20 protein-coding genes and 1 pseudogene are annotated in these 19,699 nt (G+C 65.4%); 19 read left to right on the forward strand and 2 right to left on the reverse strand.

From position 1 onward, the window contains the following. Positions 1 to 214: 214 nt before the first annotated feature. Positions 215 to 832, reverse strand: coding sequence for a type IV toxin-antitoxin system AbiEi family antitoxin domain-containing protein (locus tag WAZ62_RS05370; protein ID WP_422642493.1), 618 nt, complete (start codon positions 830 to 832; stop codon positions 215 to 217). 341 nt (positions 833 to 1,173) lie between these two features. Here WAZ62_RS05370 and WAZ62_RS05375 point away from each other — a divergent pair, with 341 nt between their 5' ends. The 6 genes from WAZ62_RS05375 to WAZ62_RS05400 all read left to right on the forward strand — a co-directional run bounded on the left by WAZ62_RS05375 (position 1,174) and on the right by WAZ62_RS05400 (position 11,963). Next, the gene (locus WAZ62_RS05375) at positions 1,174 to 2,367 is read left to right on the forward strand and encodes a DUF932 domain-containing protein (RefSeq protein WP_422642494.1); all 1,194 of its coding nucleotides are present in this window, start codon (positions 1,174 to 1,176) and stop codon (positions 2,365 to 2,367) included. Positions 2,368 to 2,542: 175 nt separating this feature from the next. Further along, complete coding sequence (locus WAZ62_RS05380; RefSeq protein WP_363738457.1) at positions 2,543 to 4,687, forward strand: ParB/RepB/Spo0J family partition protein; 2,145 nt, start codon at positions 2,543 to 2,545, stop codon at positions 4,685 to 4,687. A gap of 97 nt (positions 4,688 to 4,784) precedes the next feature. Next, complete coding sequence (locus WAZ62_RS05385) at positions 4,785 to 5,186, forward strand: hypothetical protein (protein WP_153204398.1); 402 nt, start codon at positions 4,785 to 4,787, stop codon at positions 5,184 to 5,186. Positions 5,187 to 5,338: 152 nt separating this feature from the next. Continuing rightward, positions 5,339 to 9,667, forward strand: coding sequence for a strawberry notch-like NTP hydrolase domain-containing protein (locus tag WAZ62_RS05390; RefSeq protein WP_422642495.1), 4,329 nt, complete (start codon positions 5,339 to 5,341; stop codon positions 9,665 to 9,667). Next, positions 9,667 to 10,713 carry a DUF7146 domain-containing protein gene (locus WAZ62_RS05395; protein ID WP_422642496.1) on the forward strand — a complete coding sequence of 349 codons (1,047 nt, stop codon included), beginning with the start codon at positions 9,667 to 9,669 and terminating at the stop codon, positions 10,711 to 10,713. Before WAZ62_RS05390 ends, WAZ62_RS05395 begins: the two co-directional genes overlap by 1 nt. 314 nt (positions 10,714 to 11,027) lie before the next feature. After that, positions 11,028 to 11,963 (forward strand): DUF2493 domain-containing protein, encoded by a 936-nt coding sequence (locus WAZ62_RS05400; protein ID WP_422642517.1) that lies wholly within the window; start codon positions 11,028 to 11,030, stop codon positions 11,961 to 11,963. 10 nt (positions 11,964 to 11,973) lie between these two features. Here WAZ62_RS05400 and WAZ62_RS05405 read toward each other — a convergent pair whose 3' ends face one another. Then, positions 11,974 to 12,534: a flavin reductase family protein gene (locus WAZ62_RS05405; protein ID WP_422642497.1), complete on the reverse strand. Its 561-nt coding sequence runs from the start codon at positions 12,532 to 12,534 to the stop codon at positions 11,974 to 11,976. 334 nt (positions 12,535 to 12,868) lie between these two features. Between WAZ62_RS05405 and WAZ62_RS05410 the strand changes: the two genes are divergently transcribed. The 13 genes and pseudogenes from WAZ62_RS05410 (at position 12,869) to WAZ62_RS05470 (ending at position 19,686) form a co-directional block, all read left to right on the forward strand. Beyond that, positions 12,869 to 13,036, forward strand: a complete 168-nt coding sequence (locus WAZ62_RS05410) for a hypothetical protein (protein WP_168436638.1) — start codon at positions 12,869 to 12,871, stop codon at positions 13,034 to 13,036. Positions 13,037 to 13,180: 144 nt separating this feature from the next. After that, positions 13,181 to 13,621 carry a hypothetical protein gene (locus WAZ62_RS05415; RefSeq protein ID WP_422642498.1) on the forward strand — a complete coding sequence of 147 codons (441 nt, stop codon included), beginning with the start codon at positions 13,181 to 13,183 and terminating at the stop codon, positions 13,619 to 13,621. Between the two features lie 577 nt (positions 13,622 to 14,198). Beyond that, on the forward strand, positions 14,199 to 14,525 hold the full coding sequence (locus tag WAZ62_RS05420; protein WP_422642499.1) for a DUF736 domain-containing protein: 327 nt from the start codon (positions 14,199 to 14,201) through the stop codon (positions 14,523 to 14,525). Positions 14,526 to 14,710: 185 nt separating this feature from the next. Continuing rightward, positions 14,711 to 14,953 (forward strand): helix-turn-helix domain-containing protein, encoded by a 243-nt coding sequence (locus WAZ62_RS05425; protein WP_099555757.1) that lies wholly within the window; start codon positions 14,711 to 14,713, stop codon positions 14,951 to 14,953. A gap of 120 nt (positions 14,954 to 15,073) precedes the next feature. Next, a complete protein-coding gene (locus WAZ62_RS05430) occupies positions 15,074 to 15,337 on the forward strand; it encodes a DUF2285 domain-containing protein (protein ID WP_422642500.1) in 264 nt (87 codons plus the stop codon). A 118-nt stretch (positions 15,338 to 15,455) separates the two neighbouring features. After that, positions 15,456 to 15,590: pseudogene (locus WAZ62_RS05435) on the forward strand (transcriptional regulator domain-containing protein); the annotation flags it as partial. Positions 15,591 to 15,606: 16 nt separating this feature from the next. Next, positions 15,607 to 16,221 (forward strand): DUF2285 domain-containing protein, encoded by a 615-nt coding sequence (locus WAZ62_RS05440; protein ID WP_422642501.1) that lies wholly within the window; start codon positions 15,607 to 15,609, stop codon positions 16,219 to 16,221. Positions 16,222 to 16,347: 126 nt separating this feature from the next. Beyond that, positions 16,348 to 16,629 (forward strand): helix-turn-helix transcriptional regulator, encoded by a 282-nt coding sequence (locus WAZ62_RS05445; protein ID WP_048648556.1) that lies wholly within the window; start codon positions 16,348 to 16,350, stop codon positions 16,627 to 16,629. Between the two features lie 11 nt (positions 16,630 to 16,640). Next, positions 16,641 to 17,528 (forward strand): replication initiator protein A, encoded by an 888-nt coding sequence (locus tag WAZ62_RS05450; protein WP_422642502.1) that lies wholly within the window; start codon positions 16,641 to 16,643, stop codon positions 17,526 to 17,528. A 208-nt stretch (positions 17,529 to 17,736) separates the two neighbouring features. Then, positions 17,737 to 18,375, forward strand: a complete 639-nt coding sequence (gene parA, locus WAZ62_RS05455) for a ParA family partition ATPase (protein ID WP_140022640.1) — start codon at positions 17,737 to 17,739, stop codon at positions 18,373 to 18,375. Further along, positions 18,372 to 18,626 carry a hypothetical protein gene (locus WAZ62_RS05460; protein ID WP_422642503.1) on the forward strand — a complete coding sequence of 85 codons (255 nt, stop codon included), beginning with the start codon at positions 18,372 to 18,374 and terminating at the stop codon, positions 18,624 to 18,626. The genes parA and WAZ62_RS05460 overlap by 4 nt, the downstream gene beginning before the upstream one ends. Beyond that, positions 18,623 to 19,144 (forward strand): DUF2840 domain-containing protein, encoded by a 522-nt coding sequence (locus WAZ62_RS05465; protein WP_422642504.1) that lies wholly within the window; start codon positions 18,623 to 18,625, stop codon positions 19,142 to 19,144. The genes WAZ62_RS05460 and WAZ62_RS05465 overlap by 4 nt, the downstream gene beginning before the upstream one ends. Then, positions 19,141 to 19,686, forward strand: coding sequence for a S26 family signal peptidase (locus WAZ62_RS05470; RefSeq protein WP_422642505.1), 546 nt, complete (start codon positions 19,141 to 19,143; stop codon positions 19,684 to 19,686). The genes WAZ62_RS05465 and WAZ62_RS05470 overlap by 4 nt, the downstream gene beginning before the upstream one ends. Positions 19,687 to 19,699 lie beyond the last annotated feature (13 nt).

Genomic DNA, 19,699 nt, shown 5'->3' on the forward strand with positions numbered 1-19,699 from the left:
GCCTGGAAACCATCGCTCCCTTGAGCGATGCTGCCGACGTCAGCCTGCCAGCACTGGTCGGCTGATCGCAGAACTCAACTCTGCATCCAAGACGCGGCTTCTACACCACGTAATGGGGCACGATCCAGTCGGTACCCTCCGGGATCACCATCGCCTCGTTTTGGCGACCTGCGACAGGCGGGCGCGAACTGATGCGCCGATATTCTCGATCTCCTTAGCCATTGGCGGTCAATGCCTCGAGATAGGGCCGGATGATCGTGGCGACCGTTCCTCGTTCAGCTTGGCTGGCAATCTCGCTTGGCGTCGTCTTGCGCTGACGAAGCGCTTCCTGCAGGCCTTCGATCGCCACCGATAGGCCAATCTTGTTCCGATATCGGAAGCAATCGGCGATCGTCTTTGCGACGCCGAAAACCTTCACGGGCACCCGCTCGACAGGGTGGGTCTCAACCCCCTCCGTCAGGAGACGATCTGTGAAACGCACCAGCCGAATGGGTGTGCCTTCGGGTTTCGGAGACCAGTCCTTCTGACCCACGGCGAGCCAAACTTTCCTTGGCAGCTGATCGGTTAGCCCGTGGAACGCCAGGGCGGAAACGAGGCAAACGACGCCCTTGGGAACCCGTTTGGCGGCCTCTGCCAGACTGTGGTGAACGTCGAGAGGTGCATCAGAAAGTTGATAAAGTCCTCGCGCGAGCCGAAGCACCTCTCCGTCACGTTCCATCCGGCTCATGGTGGCGGCCGTTACACCTGCTTTGCGCAGCTCTGCCAGGCGCGAAATTCCGCGCGCGGTCAAAACGGTATGGGCGATCTGGCGTTGGGACATGAACGACGGCACGATACGGAAACTCGGAGCAAAGGACCTCTTATCCGAGGAATTGTATCATTCTTCGTGGATGGAGAAAGGTGCCAGGTAGAAGAGGCTGCCGCTCCACGAAACACGTTCGCCTCAAACGGACCCCTGAGCCAACAGCGACGACTGCTCACCGGGTCACCTTGTACATCCGCACCGGGAGGGGAAAGCCTTCCCCTGCGTCCGAGCCTTTGGTCTCGACCGACCCCTTCTGCGGGGCGGCTGCCCCGCAACGCCCCGCTGAGAGTGAGAGAGTGGACTTGTTTCCCGTGACGGGTTGAAGGTCGGAGAAGAGGTCTCTGACGCCCGTCATGGAGATTGGTCCCATGAATATGCAGGTCCTCAATGCGCGCCGTGACACCAGCGGCGGTTACAAGGTCGATGTCGGCCGTGGCGAGCGGGTCGGCCGCGTCTCGTCAGAGTGGTTCTCGCGTCCAGCCGACGAGCGCTACCTTTCCTTGTCCGAGTTGGCCCACACGGTCCGCGACCGCACCGAACGCAGCCGGACGCGGGTGGTGGAGAGCGGGCTCATCCATGTCGAGGCGAACCGCAACGATTCGGAGCGGTTGGCCCTCATCCTGCCGGGCACGGATGCGCCAATCGCGCCGACGCACTGGTCCTTCGGACAACTCGCCAGCCTGGTCGGAGCGCCCGCCGCCTATTTGCGGCAGCTCCCCGCCGCCCTTGCTGGCATCAACCTGCAATACGGCCTGGCCTCCAATCGGGCCGAACAGATCAAGACGCTCGAAACCGATACTGGCCGTGTCGAGCTGCGCGCCGTCACTGGCCCGGACTATGGCCGCATCTACGATCACGAACTGGTAGAGGCGGTGCAGCGCATCGCCGGCAACGGCACAGGCGACACACGCTGGAAGGTCCCGGGCGTGCTCGACTGGTCGACCGGGATCTACAATCCGCGCGTCGACATCACCAAGGATACGACCACGCTCTACGCCTCTGATCGCGACGTCTTCCTGTTCCTGGTCGACGACCTGAATCCGATTGAGGCCGGCCGACTGCCGGACGGCGCGCCCGATCTCTATTTCCGGGGCTTCTATTGCTGGAATTCCGAGGTCGGCGCCAAGACGCTCGGCATGGCGAGCTTCTATCTGCGCGCGGTCTGCCAGAATCGCAATTTGTGGGGGGTGGAGGCTTTCGAGGAAATCACCATCCGCCACAGCAAATATGCCGCCAATCGCTTCGCGCACGAGGCGGCCCCGGCGCTGCTGAACTTCGCAAACTCCTCGCCCCTGCCGTTCGTCAACGGCATCAAGGCCGCCCGCGAGCGGATCGTCGCCAGAACCGACGAAGACCGCACCGACTTCCTGCGCCGACGCGGGTTCTCCAAGGCCGAGACCGGCAAGATCATTGACAGGGTTCTGGCCGAGGAAGGCCGCCCGCCGGAGTCCATCTTCGACTTCGTGCAGGGCATCACTGCCGTCGCACGCGACAAGCCGCATCAGGACGCCCGCCTCGACATGGAGGGCAAGGCCAAGAAGCTGCTCGATCGAGCTGCCTGATTTCCGCGAAGCCGGGGATGCGGTTTTCCGTGTCTCCGGCTTTGCGCTTCCGTGCCTTTCTGGTTTGCCGGTCCGTGGCGCTGCCCCCTTTAGAGGAAGAGGGCGGCGCTTCGCTTCGTGACGGGTTGGAGGTTGAGAGAGAGTTTCTCGGCCGCCCGTCGCGGAGTAAATCCCGATGGCTACTGCCGTTCAGAAGATCATCCTGTCGTCCTCGCGCGACATCCCCTTCAACAAGCTGGTGCTCAGCCAGTCCAACGTCCGGCGCGTGAAGGCCGGCGTCTCGATCGAGGACTTGGCGGCCTCGATCGCTCGTCGCGGTCTGATCCAGAGTCTCAGCGTCTTTCCCGTCGTTGACGCCGAGGGCATGGAGACCGGCATGTTTGAGGTACCCGCCGGCGGTCGCCGCTTCCAGGCGCTCGAACTGCTGGTGAAGCAGAAGCGTCTCGCCAAGGTCGCGCCCGTCCCCTGCGTGGTCCGCGATCGCGACGGCGCCATCCTCCCCGAGGAGGTGTCGCTCGCCGAGAACATCGAGCGCGCGCCGCTCCATCCGCTCGATCAGTTTCGCGCCTTCCACGACATGCTGACCAAGGGCATGACCGAGGAGGAGATCGCCGCAGCGTTCTTCGTGTCCGTCAACGTGGTCAAACAGCGGCTGCGCCTCGCAACCGTGTCGCCCGCGCTGCACGACGTCTATGCCGACGATGGCATGACGCTGGAGCAGCTCATGGCCTTCACCGTGTCCGGCGACCACGAGCGTCAGACCCAGGTCTGGGACGCGATCAAGGACGCCTGGTCGAAGGAGCCCTATCAGATCCGGCGTATGCTGACCGAGACCACGGTGCGCGCCTCAGACAAGCGCGCCGTCTTCCTTGGAATCGACACCTATGAGGCCGCTGGCGGCGTGATCATGCGCGACCTGTTCCAGGCCGACGATGGCGGCTGGCTGCAGGACGTGGGGCTTCTCGATCGCCTCGTCGCCGAGAAATTGAAGGCCGAGGCCGAGGCGATCGCCGCCGAAGGCTGGAAGTGGATCGAGGTCGCGGTCAGCTTCCCCTACGACGCGGTACGCGGCCTGCACGAGGTCTCCGGCGCGCCGATCGATCTGTCGGCCGAGGAACAGGCGACCATTGATGCGCTCACCGCCGAGCAGGCCAGGCTCGAAGCGGAATATCAGGACGCCGACGAGCTGCCCGATGAGGTCGACGAGCGTATGGGCGAGATCGAGACGGCTCTGGCCGCGTTCGACGATCGCCCGGAGCACTTCGACCCGGCCGACATCGCCATCGCCGGCGTCTTCGTCAGCATCGACGCCGACGGATCGCTTTCGGTCGATCGCGGCTTCGTCCGGCCCGAGGATGTGCCTCAAGTCCGGACCGATGGTGAGGAAGGCTCGGAGACGGACATCAAATCCGATGGCACCGCGAGCCCCTCGGTGCAGCGCGCCGTCATCACTATCGGCGGCCGGTCTGTGGAACCGGAAGAGGACGATGAGGACGACAGCATCAAGCCGTTGCCCGAACGCCTCATCGTCGAGCTGACCGCCTACCGCACCCTCGCGCTGCGCAACGCGGTGGCGGAGAATCCGCACATCGCCATGACGGCGCTTCTCCACAAGTTGGTCTCGGACAACTTCATGACCCGCATGTACACGGGCGCCATGGAAGCGGGGGTGAAGCACATCTTCTTCCCCGTTCAGGACGAAGCGCTGAAGGACAGCCCTTCCGCCCGCGCCGTGCAGGAGCGTCACGACGCCTGGGCCGCCGACATCCCGAAGGACGACGACGCCCTCTGGGACTGGCTCGCTGGTCTCAACGATGCCAGCCGCATGGCGCTACTGGCGCATTGCGTCAGCTATGGGGTCAACGCGCTCTATGAGCGGCCGAACCCGCACAGCGCGGGCGGCGTGTCGCAGCATACGCTCGATATGAGGCTCGCGCAGGCCGATCGGCTGACGCGGGCGACCGGGCTCGACTTGGTCGAAGCCGGCTGGCGTCCGACCTTCGGGAACTACCTCAACCGTGTCACCAAGCCGCGCATCCTCGAAGCCGTCCGCGAAGGCGCCGGCGAACGGGCAGCACAGCTCATCGACCATATGAAAAAGGGCGACATGGCCAAGGAGGCCGAGCGTCTCCTCGCCGACAGCGGCTGGCTGCCCGAGCCGCTTCGACTTGCCGGTGTCGACGGCGATCCGGCACCGGACGCGGACGGCGATGGCAAAACCGAGGGCGCGGCGCTGCCCGACTTCCTGAGTGCCGACGACGAGTCGGAAACGCCTGCCGCTGGCGAGGACGACGAACGTCACCTCATCGCCGCCGAATGATCGGCTCGCGGGGCGGCTTCGGCCGCTCCGCACCTTCCAATCCCATCCACTCAGAGCCCGGCCCAGCGCCGGGCTCTTTTCGTTTCAGGAGCCTAATATGGCCGAATATCTCACCCGCTTCTCCTGCCTGCTGGACGTCGGCTCGGTTGCCAATGTCGCGCGGGCCTTCGACATCTACACCGCGCTGATGGCCGAAAACGGTCGCGAGGACCCGCCTGCCGAGCCGTTCCTGCTCTCCCTGACACCCGAGCACGGCGCGACGCGCCTTTGGCTTCGCGACCCCGGAACCGCCGATCCGCAATTGCTGGTCACCTTCGTCACCCGCTGCGCGGAGACATTCGCACTCACCGGCACCTGGGGGTTTCAGTGGGCCGGCATTGCCTCGGACCCTGTCGTCGACGGTTTCTCCGGCGGCGCCCATCTGCTCGATCTCTCCACCGGCCGCACGATCGAGTGGATCAGCACCGGCCGGTGGCTAGCGGAGGGCGGTGTGCGATGATTCCCGACCATGCGCGCGCCCGGCCTCACGGTCGGGCGCTTTTTTCATGTCAGCGGACGAGAGGAAGAGGACGGCAGGGACGGGTCGAGTCCGGGCGGTCGAGAGAGAGCGCCGGCCGGGCTTGTTCCTTCCGCTCTCCCGAGGTTCCTCCCATGAACATTCTGCCTCCCGTGGCCCTTTCGGCCGCGCCCGTCACCCGTGCGTCCTCGATCCTCGACGTTGCACAGCAGCTTATCGATCATCTCGAACGTGGTCAGCGCATCGACGCCACGTTCCTCCGTGCAGCGATGGAAGCGGCCTTCGGCGCGTCCGACACCAGCGGCACCTGGGACTGGAAGGCGGCCTATGAGGCCTGCGAGGTCGCGACGGTCCTCTTCCTGCGTAAATACGGAAAGGCGCTTTTCCGCAAAGCCGCATCTCCGGCTGCACGTTTCTCCGCTCTTTCAAAGATCGCCGGGCTCCTGCCGACGCATACCCGGCGCTCGGAAGAATCGCAGGCGCTCCAGCAGTTCTCGACGCCGGCGCCGCTCGGCCTCGCCGCCGTGGCGGCCGCCTCCATTGCTGCTGGCGACATCGTGCTGGAGCCGTCGGCTGGCACCGGCCTGCTCGCCATCCTGTCCGAGATATCAGGCGGAGCGCTCCTCCTTAACGAGCTGGCCGAAACCCGCGCCGATCTGCTCGCTGCGCTGTTTCCGGACGTTGCCGTCACGCGCTTCGACGCGGCCCAGATCGACGATCACCTCGCGCCGGACGCCACCCCCACAGTCGTGCTGATGAACCCGCCATTCTCCGTCATGGCGAACGTCTCCGGCCGCGTGGTCGACGCCGCCTATCGCCATGTCGCTTCAGCACTGGCCCGGCTTGCCGATGGCGGGCGGCTGGTGGCGATCACCGGCGCCAACTTCAGCCCCGACCATCCGGCCTGGGCAGCGGCCTTCGTCCGGCTTCAGGAGCGTGGCCGCGTCGTCTTCACCGCAGCCGTGGACGGCTCGGTCTATGCCAAGCACGGCACGACCATCGACACGCGGCTGACAGTCATCGACAAGCTGCCGGCCGAGGATCCTTCGGCGTTTCCCCCTTCGCCCGGCATCGCGCCCGACGTCGCCACGCTGCTCGGCTGGATCGCGACGCAAGTTCCGCCGCGTCCGACTGCCACCCTCCCGCCAGTGGCAACTCCGGTGTCTACTGCAACGCCCCACCCCGTTCGCGGATACCTCGTGCGTATCGCTGCTGCACGTCCCGCCATGCCCGCGTCCATCGAGCCCGAAGGTGTCGAACTCGCCTATGAGACCGTGGACTGGACGCCCGCCGAACACGGCCGGATCACCGACGCGATCTATGAAGAATACGGATTGCAGGCGATCCGTATTCCCGGGGCGCAGGCCCATCCGACCAAGCTTGTGCAATCCGTCGCGATGGCCTCGGTCGCGCCGCCCAGGCCGAGCTACCGACCCCGGCTGCCTGCAAACATCGTCCCGGATGGCCTGCTCTCTGACGCCCAGCTCGAAACCGTTATCTACGCTGGCGAGGCGCATACCGACTTCCTCGCCGGTTCGTGGACGCTCGACGAGACTTTCGACGTCGTCTCGGCAGCGCCCGACGACGCGCCGAACTCTGTGCGCTTCCGCCGCGGCTTCATGCTCGGCGACGGGACCGGCGCCGGCAAGGGCCGCCAGTCGGCCGGCATCATCCTCGACAACTGGATGCAGGGCCGCCGCAAGGCGGTGTGGATCTCCAAATCAGACAAGCTGCTGGAGGACGCCCAGCGCGACTGGTCGGCGCTCGGCATGGAGCGCCTGCTGGTCACGCCGCTGTCGCGCTTTCCGCAGGGCAAGGACATCACGCTCTCGGAAGCCGTCCTATTCACCACCTATGCCACGCTACGGTCCGACGATCGCGGCGAGAAGCTTTCCCGCGTCAAGCAGATCGTCGAATGGTTGGGCTCCGATTTCGATGGAGTGATCATCTTCGACGAGAGCCACGCCATGCAGAACGCCGCAGGCGGAAAGGGTGAACGCGGCGACGTCGCCGCCTCGCAGCAGGGTCGTGCGGGCCTCCGCCTCCAGCACGCCTTGCCGAATGCGCGCATCGTCTATGTCTCGGCGACCGGCGCGACCACGGTGCACAATCTCGCCTATGCCCAGCGCCTCGGCCTCTGGGGCGGCGAGGACTTCCCGTTCTCGACCCGCGCCGAATTCGTCGAGGCGATAGAAGACGGCGGCGTCGCGGCGATGGAAGTGCTGGCGCGCGACCTGCGCTCGCTCGGGCTCTACACGGCACGGTCGCTCTCCTACGACGGCGTCGAATACGAGCTGGTCGAACACCAGCTTACGCCCGAGCAGACACGCATCTATGACGCCTATGCCGGCGCCTTCGCCGTCATCCATAACAATCTCGACGCGGCGATGCAGGCCGCCAACATCACCGGCGACAGCGGCACGCTGAACCGGCAGGCCAAGTCCGCCGCGCGCTCGGCGTTCGAATCCGCCAAGCAGCGCTTCTTCGGCCATCTGCTGACATCCATGAAGACGCCGACGTTGATCCGCTCGATCGAGCGGGACCTCGCCGACGGCCACGCCGCCGTGATCCAGATCGTCTCGACCGGCGAAGCCCTGATGGAGCGCCGCCTCGCGGAGATCCCGACCGAGGAATGGAACGACGTCCGGGTGGATATCACCCCTCGCGAATACGTTCTGGATTATCTCGCTCATTCCTTCCCGGTGCAGCTCTACGAGCCCTTCACCGACAGCGAGGGCAATCTATCGTCGCGTCCCGTGTTTCGCGACGGTCAACCCGTCGAGAGCCGCGACGCCGTCGCCCGCCGCGACCGTCTGATCGAGAGGCTCGCCTCGCTGCCGCCGGTCCCCGGCGCGCTCGACCAGATCGTCCAGCGCTTCGGGACCGATATCGTGGCGGAGGTAACCGGACGCTCGCGCCGCATCATCCGCAAAATCAACCCCGGCGGCATCGATCGCCTCGCCGTCGAGAACCGCGCCGGGTCGGCCAATCTCGCCGAGACGCAAGGCTTCATGGACGATCAGAAGCATATCCTGATCTTCTCCGACGCCGGTGGCACCGGGCGCAGCTATCACGCCGATCTGTCGGCGCGGAACCAGCGGTTGCGCGTCCACTATCTGCTGGAGCCGGGCTGGAAGGCCGACGCCGCCATTCAGGGGCTGGGCCGCACCAACCGGACCAACCAGGCGCAGCCACCGCTGTTCCGGCCGATTTCGACGGACGTGAAGGCGGAGAAGCGCTTCCTGTCGACCATCGCCCGCCGGCTCGACACCCTCGGCGCGATCACACGCGGCCAGCGCCAGACCGGTGGCCAGGGTCTGTTCCGACCCGAGGACAATCTCGAAAGCCACTATGCCCGCGACGCGCTGCGGCAGCTCTATCTGCTGCTGGTGCGCGGCAAGATCGAAGGGTGCTCGCTCCAAATGTTTGAGGACGCCACCGGCCTCTCGCTGATGGATTCCACCGGCATCAAGGACGAACTGCCGCCGATCACGACGTTCCTGAACAGGTTGGCGGCGCTGACCATCGAACTCCAGGGCGTCCTGTTCACCGCCTTCGAGCGGCTGCTGAACGCCAAGATCGAAGGCGCCATCGCCTCGGGCAGCTATGACGTCGGGCTAGAGACACTGCAGGCCGAGAGCTTCATCGTCACCGACCGCCGAACGATCCACGTTCATCCCGGCACCGGCGCCGAAGCCCGGCTGCTGACCATCACCCAGCGCCAGCGCAACCGGCCGGTGACGCTTGCCGAGGCGCTCGATCATCTCAACGATCCGCGCGCCAGGCTGTTGATCAACGAACGCTCGGGCCGCGCCGCCGTGCAGATACCGACCACCAGCATCATGCTGGACGATGGCGAGATCGAACGGCGCGTGCGGTTGATCCGACCGATGGAGGCGCACAACATCCCCATCAGGGTGATGGATGAGACCCATTGGGTCGACGCGGACCGGGCGGGCTTCACCGCGGCATGGAACGCCGAGGTAGCCGAGGTGCCGGAGTATGCCGAAAGCACCATCCATGTCGTCAGCGGCCTATTGCTGCCGATCTGGAAACGCCTCCCGAGCGAGTCGACGCGGGTGTATCGACTCCAGACCGACGACGGCGAGCGCATCGTTGGCCGCCGTGTCTCCGCCGCCTGGGTGGCCGGCGCGCTCGCCACCGGCACATCGACCCTGACACCGGACGACGCCTTCATGGCGCTGATGGATGGCAAGACCATCCTCGACCTGGCCGAGGGTCTTCAACTCCGTCGCGTCCGGGTGATGGGGGCCAACCGCATCGAGCTGTCCGGCTTCACCGACGCTATGCGCGATCGCCTGCGGGCCTATGGCCTGTTTCACGAGATCATCTCGTGGAAGCTGCGGATGTTCGTGCCGACCGATGCGACCGGCCCCGCGATCCTGGCCAAGGTGCTGGAGCGCTATCCCGTCGAGCGCGTCAGTGAGCGGGAGGCGGCGTGATGGCACGGCATGACGCCTCCGATCTGGCGATCCGTCTCGGCCGGCAGGCCGAGGCGGTGTGCCGCCACTACCTCACCTCCGGCCATCGCGAGGGGCGCTACTGGCTGGTCGGCGATGTCCGCAACACGCCCGGCCGCTCGATGTTCGTGCGGCTGAAAGGCGGCGAAACTGGCAAGGGCGCCGCCGGCAAATGGACCGACGCGGCCACCGGCGAGCATGGAGATCTGCTGGACGTCATCCGCGAGATCTGCGGTCTGGTCGACTTCAAGGACGTCGCCGATGAGGCGCGCACCTTCCTGTCGATGCCGCATCCCGAACCGGACCGTCCGCATGATGGCGAACGCAAGTCACCGGCACCATCAGGATCGCCGGAAGCAGCACGACGGCTCTTTGCGATGGCGCAGCCGATTTCGGGCACCCTCGTAAAGACGTATCTCCGTACACGCGGCATTACGGATTTGCACGGAACCGGAAGCCTCCGCTTCCACCCCCGCTGCTACTATCGGCCTGACGAGCACTCCCCGACCGAGACCTGGCCAGCAATGATCGCATCGGTCACCGATCTCGACGGGCATCAGACCGGTGCGCATCGCACCTGGCTCGCACCTGGCGGCTCGGACAAGGCCCCCATCGACACGCCGAGACGGGCGATGGGCGACCTCCTGGGCCATGCCGTTCGCTTCGGTGTGGCTGGCGAGGTGATGGCGGCGGGCGAAGGCATCGAAACGATGCTGTCGCTCAGGATGGCGCTGCCCACCATGCCGATGGCAGCGGCGCTCTCGGCGGCGCATCTCTCTGCCATCCTGTTCCCCGACACACTGCGTCGGCTCTACATTGCCCGCGACAATGATCCGGCCGGCGATGGTGCGATGGCGACGCTGATCGAACGGGCGAACGCCGCCGGGATCGAGGCGGTCGTGGTGTCTCCAATACTGGGCGACTTTAACGAGGATCTCCGCCTGGCAGGCCTGGACAGCCTCCGGGCAGCGGCCAGGGTGCAGATCGCGCCCCAGGACGTCGCACGCTTCATGGTGCTGGCGGCATAGGCCGAAAGGAGAATGCAGAGGGCGGGAGCGCCGTCGTCGGCATCGCTCGGATGATCCCCGTGTCGGAGAGAACCGCGACCCGGCCTTCGAGAGGGCGATCGGCCAGCAAACGGCCCGGACCCGCAATGTCTGCGGCGGACTATTTTCCGGCGCGGCCGAGAGCCGCTTTCCATCGCGAAGCAAAATAGCCCGCCTTCGCCATCCTCCGCTGTGCTCCGGCCCTCCGCTTCGCTGCGGATGCAGGTTCGGCCCGCCCGCCGGCTTCCGTCGCCATGAAGGCCGCGAGGGTCGCGGTCGAACCGACGGAGCATCCCATGAGCGAGCACGATGACTACGAACCGCACCACGCCTCTTCTCCCACCGACCACGTCCTCAGCGAACTCCAGCTTTACGGCTACCGTCCCTTCACGGATGAACCCGATCCCCGACCGCTTCCGGAGGGCGACCACGTCGCCGGCGCCATCGCCGACATCTTCGACGCTCTGATCGTCACCCTGGAGGACACCCGCCTCGAACCCGACCTCGACGATCTCCTCTGGTCGACCGTCAACCTCTTCCACCGCGCCACCGACCGGATCGAGCGCGAGCTGGACGACAACGAGCAGGCGCAGCGCCGCGGCCAGCGCGAGCAGGACGGCAGCGAGGTGAAGGCTGTCGAGCTGGAACGCCTGACCGCCGAAGGCCAGACCCTGATCGAACGCCGCAACGCTTTCGAGCTGATGCGCGACCAGGCCGCAGAACACTACGAGCGCCACACCGGATCGAACTGGCGACCGCGCAGCGGATCGATGGTCAACCACCGCAACCTGACGTCGGCGATGATCGACAGCCGGGACTTCCTCGCCGCCAAGAAGCGCGCCGACAACGAGGTGCTACTCCCCGCCGGTCCGAAGATCGCCTTCACCGGCGGACTTGACTTCAACGATCACCGCCTGATCTGGGCCAAGCTCGATCAGGTCCACGCCAAGCACCCCGACATGGTGCTGTTGCACGGCAAGTCGCCCAAGGGCGCCGAGAAGATCGCCGCCAAATGGGCCGACACCCGCAAAGTGCCACAGGTAGGCTTCGCCCCCGACTGGACGAAACATGCCAAGGCCGCGCCGTTCAAGCGCAACGATCAGATGCTCGACGTCCTGCCGATCGGGGTGATCGTCTTCCCCGGCACCGGCATTCAGGACAATCTCGCCGACAAGGCGAAGAAGCTCGGCATCCCGCTGTTCGATTTTCGCCAGAAAGGAGGTGGCGCGTGAGCACCGCCTCTCACAGCATTTCAGGTCGGAAAAGCGATCTACGGCTGATGATCTTGCCGGACACCACGAACACGCCGTCGCCGGTGTAGTGCAACGTCTCGGGATGCTTCGGCGACGCGGCGACATGCGCCTTCACCACCTCGAAGATGAAGAAATTGTATTTGTTGACCAGGACATCGTCGTGAAGGCGGCATTCGAAGCTGGCATGGCATTCGCCGATCAGCGGCGCATCGACCTTGCTCGCGTCTTCCGCCGTAAGGTTGAATTTGTCGAACTTGTCGATTTCGGCTCCTGACGTGTTGCCGATCCCGACCACGGTATCGGTCAGCGCCGTCGTCGGTAGGTTGACGACGCACTCCCGGCTCTCGCGGATCATGCGGTGACTGTGATTGCCGCCGGAGATCATCAGGCCAACCAGAGACGGCGAGAATTCCAGGATCGTGTGCCAGCCGAGCGTCATGATGTTGGTCGCGCCCTGCCACTTCGACGACACCAGCACGATCGGGCCGGGTTCCAGATAGCGCCGCACCTGGCTGACGGGGAAGTCGGTCTTCTTAGGCAACTTCGGCACGGGCGTCCTCTTCGGCTGTTGCGCTTTGCATGACCATACCGGCCCATCTCGGCAGCATCACGACGGGCAGCATCGCGGCGTTGCTTTAGCGCGAAAGCATTGAACGGGCGTGTCCATCGTGGCCCCGGTCATGGCGGAAAACCATCTCCCGCTTCCATTGCGCTAATCCTTGGTCCAGCCGCTGGCCTGACGCCATCAACCCGTAAAGGGTCGGCTATGCGAGCATGCCGCCGCTCCTGCTTCGCCTGAGCGGTGATTGCGGCCATTGGCCGGACACATCGGGCGCCTGTCGCGCGGGAGATGGTCTCCCGCCTCCAAGACAGGAGCCGGTCACATGTCCCTCAATCAAGCTCACGCCTTCGCCTTCAGCCTCGCCACCACCCTCATGGTCTCCATCGTCATCTTCCAGGCCGGCGACGGCACCATGGGCGTCATGCCCGCCGGCGAATATGACGGCGAACTCGCCGCCATCGTTCACGAGATCGATCCCTTCGCCCGCTGATCGCGGGCAAGGCGACAGAGCCGCAAGCGGAAGTCCTACGGGATTTCCGCTCCCGCCCTGCCTTCTCTTCGCCTATACTATCAACGCGCCGTGGTGGTGGTGGAGGCGCAACCGTCAGACCTTTATCTCACGGAGAACACCACCATGATCTTCATCGGCATCCTCTCCAGCATCGCGGCGATTGGCATTCTCTGCTGGTTGCTGTTTACGCTGGCTGTCTTCGCGCTGCCGTTCTTCGCCGGCGTCAGCGTCGGGGCATGGGCCTATCAGACCGGCGCCGGCTGGCTCGGCGCAATCCTCGTCGGCCTTGTCGCTGCCGCACTCACACTCGGCCTGGGGCAGTTCCTGCTCGCCTTCATCCGACCACTCTGGATACGGCTCGCGATCGCACTCGCCTTCGTCGCGCCCGCGGCGCTTGCCGGCTACCACGCGACGCATGGCATCGTGAAACACACCATGCCCTCCGACACCTGGCAGCTCATCTTCTCATTTATCGGCGCAATCGCCGTTGGCGTCACGGCGCTGATCCGGGTGATACCCATGGCCACGCCCGGGCCAACTGGGCAGGCCATTGTGCGAACCTGACATCGGTGCCGGCGGCGGCGGGATGGTCAATTGATGTCTTAGCGGTCGCGCCTTCCTCGTCGCCAGGCTCATTTGCAATCGCGCTAACCGGATCGACGGCTAACCCAACTGACGTGCCATGCCATCGGTGACGGTGCCGGGGGCAATGCCGTGACAGCGCGCAGACGGTGCGAGCGCCAGGAGGGGGCGATCTCGTGGGCGACGGGCAGGAGTCGGCGGAACGTAGCGTCTGGCGGAGCTGGTTTGACCCGCGGCGTCAGGCGTCGCTACGGTCCATCGGTTCGGTATGGACGCCACGTTCTCCTGTGATGCGTCTCTGTCATGTCGACCGCTCCAAAACGGCCTCTTCAATGGGCTGATCTGGCCGAAGGTCGGCTGCGCCTCGAACGCCTATGCCGCAACAGCGGCGTCGAAACTTTCTTCCCCTGCCGGCTGCGCCGTCATTCCTCGCGAGGCAAGAAAGCCCCTCCTTTGCTGTCAGGCCCCTGCGGGGTGCGCCGTCAATCGCCTCCGGCCTCTCGATCGCCATCGAGGCCGCAATGGTGCGGGCTCGGAACAGAGTTCAAGGAGAACTACCATGGCGACCATCGGCACCTTCAAGAAGACCGGCAACAACGAGTTCACCGGCGAAATCGTCACCCTCAGCGTCCAGGCCAAGAACGTGCGCATCGTCCCCGACCAGCGCACCACCGGCGAGAACGCCCCCAGCCACCGGGTTCTAGTCGGCCGCGCCGAGATCGGCGCCGCCTGGTCCAAGCGCTCCAACGAAGGCCGGGACTATCTGGGCCTCAAGCTGGACGATCCGAGCTTCAACGCCCCGATCTACGCCAACCTCTTTGACGACGAGGAAGGCGACACCTTCTCCCTCATCTGGTCTCGCCCCAACGGGCGCCGGGGCGACTGAGGCGCCGCGCGAGGCCCCGGCCGGAAGGCCGGGGCCTTCAGCTGCCAAGACGACCGAATCAGCTATTGCCTTTGTCGGGTGTTCAAAGCCCCCGCAGCCACTTCCGACTATGAAATCTCCGCAAGGACGACTATTATAGTCGTAGTTTTGGCATACGCGTAGGTCCGTGTGGGCGGTGATCATGTATGATCACCGCCCGACAATTTCGGGCCGCACGCGCGTTGCTGGGTTGGACACAGGAGACGCTCGCTGACAAGGCCCGGGTCTCATTGACCGCGCTGAAGCGCCTCGAATCCCCCAGTGGACTGGAGGTCTTCGAGAGCACGCGCGATGAGGTGAGACGGGCTTTCGAACGCGCCGGCATTGTCTTCCTGAACTCCGATCAGGGCAAGGGAGTGCTGCTCGTTGATGCGAAGAAGGAAACCTGACGTTCGACAGGTCGCGGCGTTGCCATCTCTTCCCGCGTCAAGGCCTTGCGTCATCATTCCGATCAAAACACGGTTAACAATCTCCTCCAGTTTGGATACATCTCGCGATCGGGGGATGTTGTGACCAAAGGCGATTTTCTTGATCAGCCGCCGGCCGGGGCGGCATTGACCGCCTATGACGAGGCGCATCTGAAGCTGTACGTCCGGCTGCTGGATGCCGACGCTGAAAAGGCCGACTGGCGTGAAGTCGTCGAAGTCCTCTTCGGCCTCGATGCCAAGGCCGAACCGGAGCGCGCTCAGCGCATCTACACCAGCCATCTCGATCGCGCGAAATGGATGACGAAGAGCGGCTTTTGCGAACTTCTCCAGGGCCGCCTGCACTGAGGTGATGCGTAAACCGCATCACGTTGCGGCCACTTCGTTCTTCCCGCGCTCCGTTCAACCCGGAATCGTATCCACTGCAAAACTCGCGTTGCACAACCTTACGCGGAGGCAGTGGAGAATGTCCGAGGATGAAAGTTGGCGGTCTGAAGCCGCCTATGACTATATCGACACGTTGACCCCCGGCGATCTCGCCTGGGAGTTCCTGCGTCGCAACCCTGAATACAGAAAATCCTATCACGAGCTGGTAGCCGTCGGGCGGTTGACCGAGGATGTCGCGGGCAAGTTCGCCGAGCAATGGGGCTTGCGATTTCGTCGCCGACCCTCGCAACTCCGCGCTCATCCAGCCAATCTTCTGGATCCCGCAAACCGATCCGGCGACACTGCCGTTCGCCGTCGGACCGAACCCGGCGGGACATCTCCGCCTCCGCGTTGAGGATCTGCACGCCCACGCCATCATCGAGCATGATCCTGGTCTGATCCGGCTCGCACTGCGCGGCGAACCCCACGACGTCGCCCTGATCGGCGTCGATGATGCCCGCCCCCTTGGCGCGTTCATCATATTCGATGAACTGACGCCCGACCGACTGACCGCGGTCGAGCGCCTCTGGCACGCGATGTTCGGCAAGCGCGTGCCGCCTGATCCACGCCTGACGCCACAAAGACGTCAGCGCGCGCGCCAGATGCTGCGCGCGATCGACGCGCGCGCGAGCGGCGCCATCTACCGCACCGTCGCCGAGCATCTCTTCCCCCAGCACAAGATTGACGCAGCATCGTGGGTCGGCGACCCGATCCGGGAGATCACCATCCGTCTCGCCCGCGACGGCATGAAGCTCGTTCGCGGCGGCTACCGGACGCTGCTGCGCCGCCCACGCCGGGATCGCTGATACCCGCTCGCGTGTCGATTTTAGCATCTTACTTCGACATCGTCCGGGGCGCCGTCTTCGCGCCACCGTGCTCGCAACCCGCCGCTTATTCGAAGCGGCCGCCCGCGAGACCACGGAGGTGCGATCATGGCCGAAAGAGCCGCCAATTTACCGCCACGCTACCTGAGAACGCAGGAGGCGGCGCGCTTCCTCGGCCTTTCCGAACGCACCCTTGAGAAGCATCGGACCTACGGGACCGGTCCGATCTACCGCAAGCTCGGCGGCCGCGTGGTCTATTCCGTCGACGACCTTCAGGCCTGGGCGGATCGCGGTCTCGTCACCTCCACGTCCGATCCGCGGGGCGGCACTGTTTTACCGGCCAAGCGCCAAACAGCCTCGACCGCCGCCGGCGGACGCTTCCCGCGCTGAGACGACCGGCCATGTCGTTCCGCCACACCCAATACGATGAGCGCGCCCAACTCGATCTGTTTCGGGCGCTGCCCGGCGATCTCGCGCCCCGCGATGCGCAGGACCTCATGGCCTACCCGTTCTTTTCGCTCGCCAAGTCAAAGCGTCTGGCGCCGATAGACTTCAAGGCCGGCTCGGTGAAGATCCGTGTCGAAGCGGTGCCGGAACATGGCATGGCGACGATCTGGGACGCGGACGTCCTCATCTGGGCTGCCTCGCAGATCGTCGAGGCGCGCGATGTCGGCTTGCGCCCGTCGCGCCTGATGGCGACCACCCCCTATGAAATCCTGAACTTCATCGGCCGCGGCGTATCGCTGCGCGACTACGACCGCCTCAAGGCGGCACTCGACCGATTGCAGTCGACCACGGTCGCGACCTCGATCCGCCAGCCGACCGAGCGGCGGATGCACCGCTTCTCCTGGATCAACGAATGGAAGGAACGCGCCGACCATCGCGGCCGTCCGCTCGGTCTCGAACTGATCCTCCCCGACTGGTTCTATGGCGCGGTGCTTGACGATGCGCTCGTGCTGACGATCGACCGCAAATACTTCGATCTCACTGGTGGCCTTGAGCGCTGGCTTTACCGCCTCGTGCGCAAGCACGGCGGCAAACAGGAGTTCGGCTGGAGTTTCGACTTCCCGCACCTCCACGCGAAATCCGGCAGTCTCTCTCCACTTAAGCACTTCGCCTACGACCTGCGCGATATCGTCCGCCGTCAACCGCTGCCGGGCTACCGGCTCACCATCGAGCAATGCCTCGGCGGGCCAGAAATCCTGTCCTTCGTACCCACCGATCCTGACGCGCTCGGCATCCCGCGCCGCCGTCGCCGCTCGTCAACTCGCCCTGGGGATAAGCTGTGAATCATCTCGTGCTATCAGGGACCGGCACTGTCGTGCCATCGGGGACCGGACTCTCGTGCTATCGGGGACCGGAATCGCCGATTCATCGCGCTGAATCAGCAGCTTGCGAGCCCTGTAACTTATCTAACCTAGATTCCTTCGGAATCTTTCTAACGGAACCTGCTTTTTCGCGCCGTGTGGACGAGGCCCCGATCGCCGGGAGCCCGTTATGATCGTCGCGCTCCTCAACCAGAAGGGCGGCGTCGGCAAGACGACGCTGGCGCTGCATCTCGCCGGTGAATGGGCTCGGCATGGGCAGCGCGTCACGCTGATCGACGCCGATCCACAAGGGTCAGCGCTGGACTGGTCGCAGCAACGCAGCCGGGAGGGATTGCAGCGGCTGTTCGGCGTCGTCGGCCTGGCGCGCGACACCCTGCATCGCGAAGCGCCGGAGCTGGCGCGTGACGCCGACCATGTCGTCATCGACGGACCGCCACGCGTCGCCAGCCTGATGCGCTCGGCGCTGCTCGCCGCCGATCTCGTGCTGATCCCGGTGCAGCCGTCGCCGCTCGATGGCTGGGCCTCGGCCGAGATGCTGGCGCTACTCGGCGAAGCGCGCATCTACCGCCCGCAGCTTGCCGCTCGCTTCGTGCTGAACCGCTGCGCGGCGCGCACGGTGTTGGCGCGCGAAACCGCAGAGACACTCGCGGATCATGATCCGCCATTACTCGCGACGACAATCGGCCAGCGCATCGTCTTTGCTGATGTCGTGCAGACCGGGCGGATCGCTGCCGAGCATGACGAGGATTGTCCGGGCGCGCGCGAGATCGCCGCGTTCGCGGCCGAGGTGGCGAGGCTCGGCGCATGAGCGAACGATCCCCCAAGCGCGGCTTCGCATCCCGGCCTGGCGATCCGGAGAGTTGGATCAAAGCGACCGATCGCCAGACGCAGCGCCCGCAACTCGCCGACGACTTCTCGGCCAGGCTGACCATCGACGTGACCGCCGACATGCGCGGGCGGATCAAGATCGCGGCCTTCCAGCGCGGTCAGACGGTCGCAGACATGCTGCGCGCGCTGTTCGAGCGTGAATTCCCACCCCAGTCAGGAGAAGGACAATGACCGGCCTTGTCGCCGCGCCAAAGCGCGTCGGCCGTGCTGCCGCCGATCTGCCGACCGATGCGTTCACTGAGGTCGAACTCGTCTGGATTGAGAAGCAGACGGAGCACTGGGTTCGCTTCGGCCGCGAGCGGCGCGAGCAGATCCTCGACCGCCGCCGCCGCATCCTTTTCTTCCCACCCGGCAGCATCCTCGCGCTCGTGCGCTGGGCGGCGAACGAGCACGGCACCGTCCTCTCGCGCCTCGACATCCTACGCACAGTTGAGCGCGGCGCAGCGTGCCAGACCGTTCCGACGGTCACGCCCGGCGCAGAGGTTCTGCTGCATGTCGATGGCTGGCCGAAGGTGGAGCGAGTGCTCCAGCTCATCGACGCCATCGAGGCGCGCGGCATCGACCCGATCGAGGTGTCGCCCGACCATTGGCGCCACGTCCACAACCGAATGACCGTCGGCGAAACGCCACGCGCCTATGGTCCACAGCAGCACCGCTCCTTCGTCCTGCGCCGGGAGATCGGCGCATGACCCGGCTCTCCTATACCATCGTCACCACTGTTGCCGTGTCGCTTCTCGGCGTGGCCTCTATCGCTTCGTTCGCGCCGCGCCTGATCTGGAACGCCTCCGCCAGCACTCCGGTCGGCTTCTACACGATCGACGAACCCGGTCCGGTCGCCGTGACCGATCTGGTCGCGGTGGATGCTCCTGAACCACTCGCCACCTTCCTGTCCGATGGCGGCTACCTGCCGCGTGGCGTGCCGCTTCTGAAGCGCGTCGCCGCGCTCCCGGGACAGCGGGTCTGCCGGACCGGGCTTGCCATCACCGTCGACGGATTGCCGATGGGCGATGCCCTCGACCGCGATCGTCGCGGTAGTCCGCTCCCGATCTGGCAGGGCTGCCGATTGGTCGCTGATGGCGAGCTGTTCCTGATGAACTGGCAGGTCCGCGACAGCCTCGACGGTCGCTATTTCGGGCCGCTTCCGGCCACCGCCGTGATCGGCCGGGCCACCCCTCTCTACACCGACGAGGACGGCGATGGCCGCTTCGTCTGGCGCGCGCCGACGCGGTGACGGCGCGCTCACG

Source organism: Zavarzinia sp. (assembly GCF_049306435.1).
Lineage (GTDB): Bacteria > Pseudomonadota > Alphaproteobacteria > Zavarziniales > Zavarziniaceae > Zavarzinia.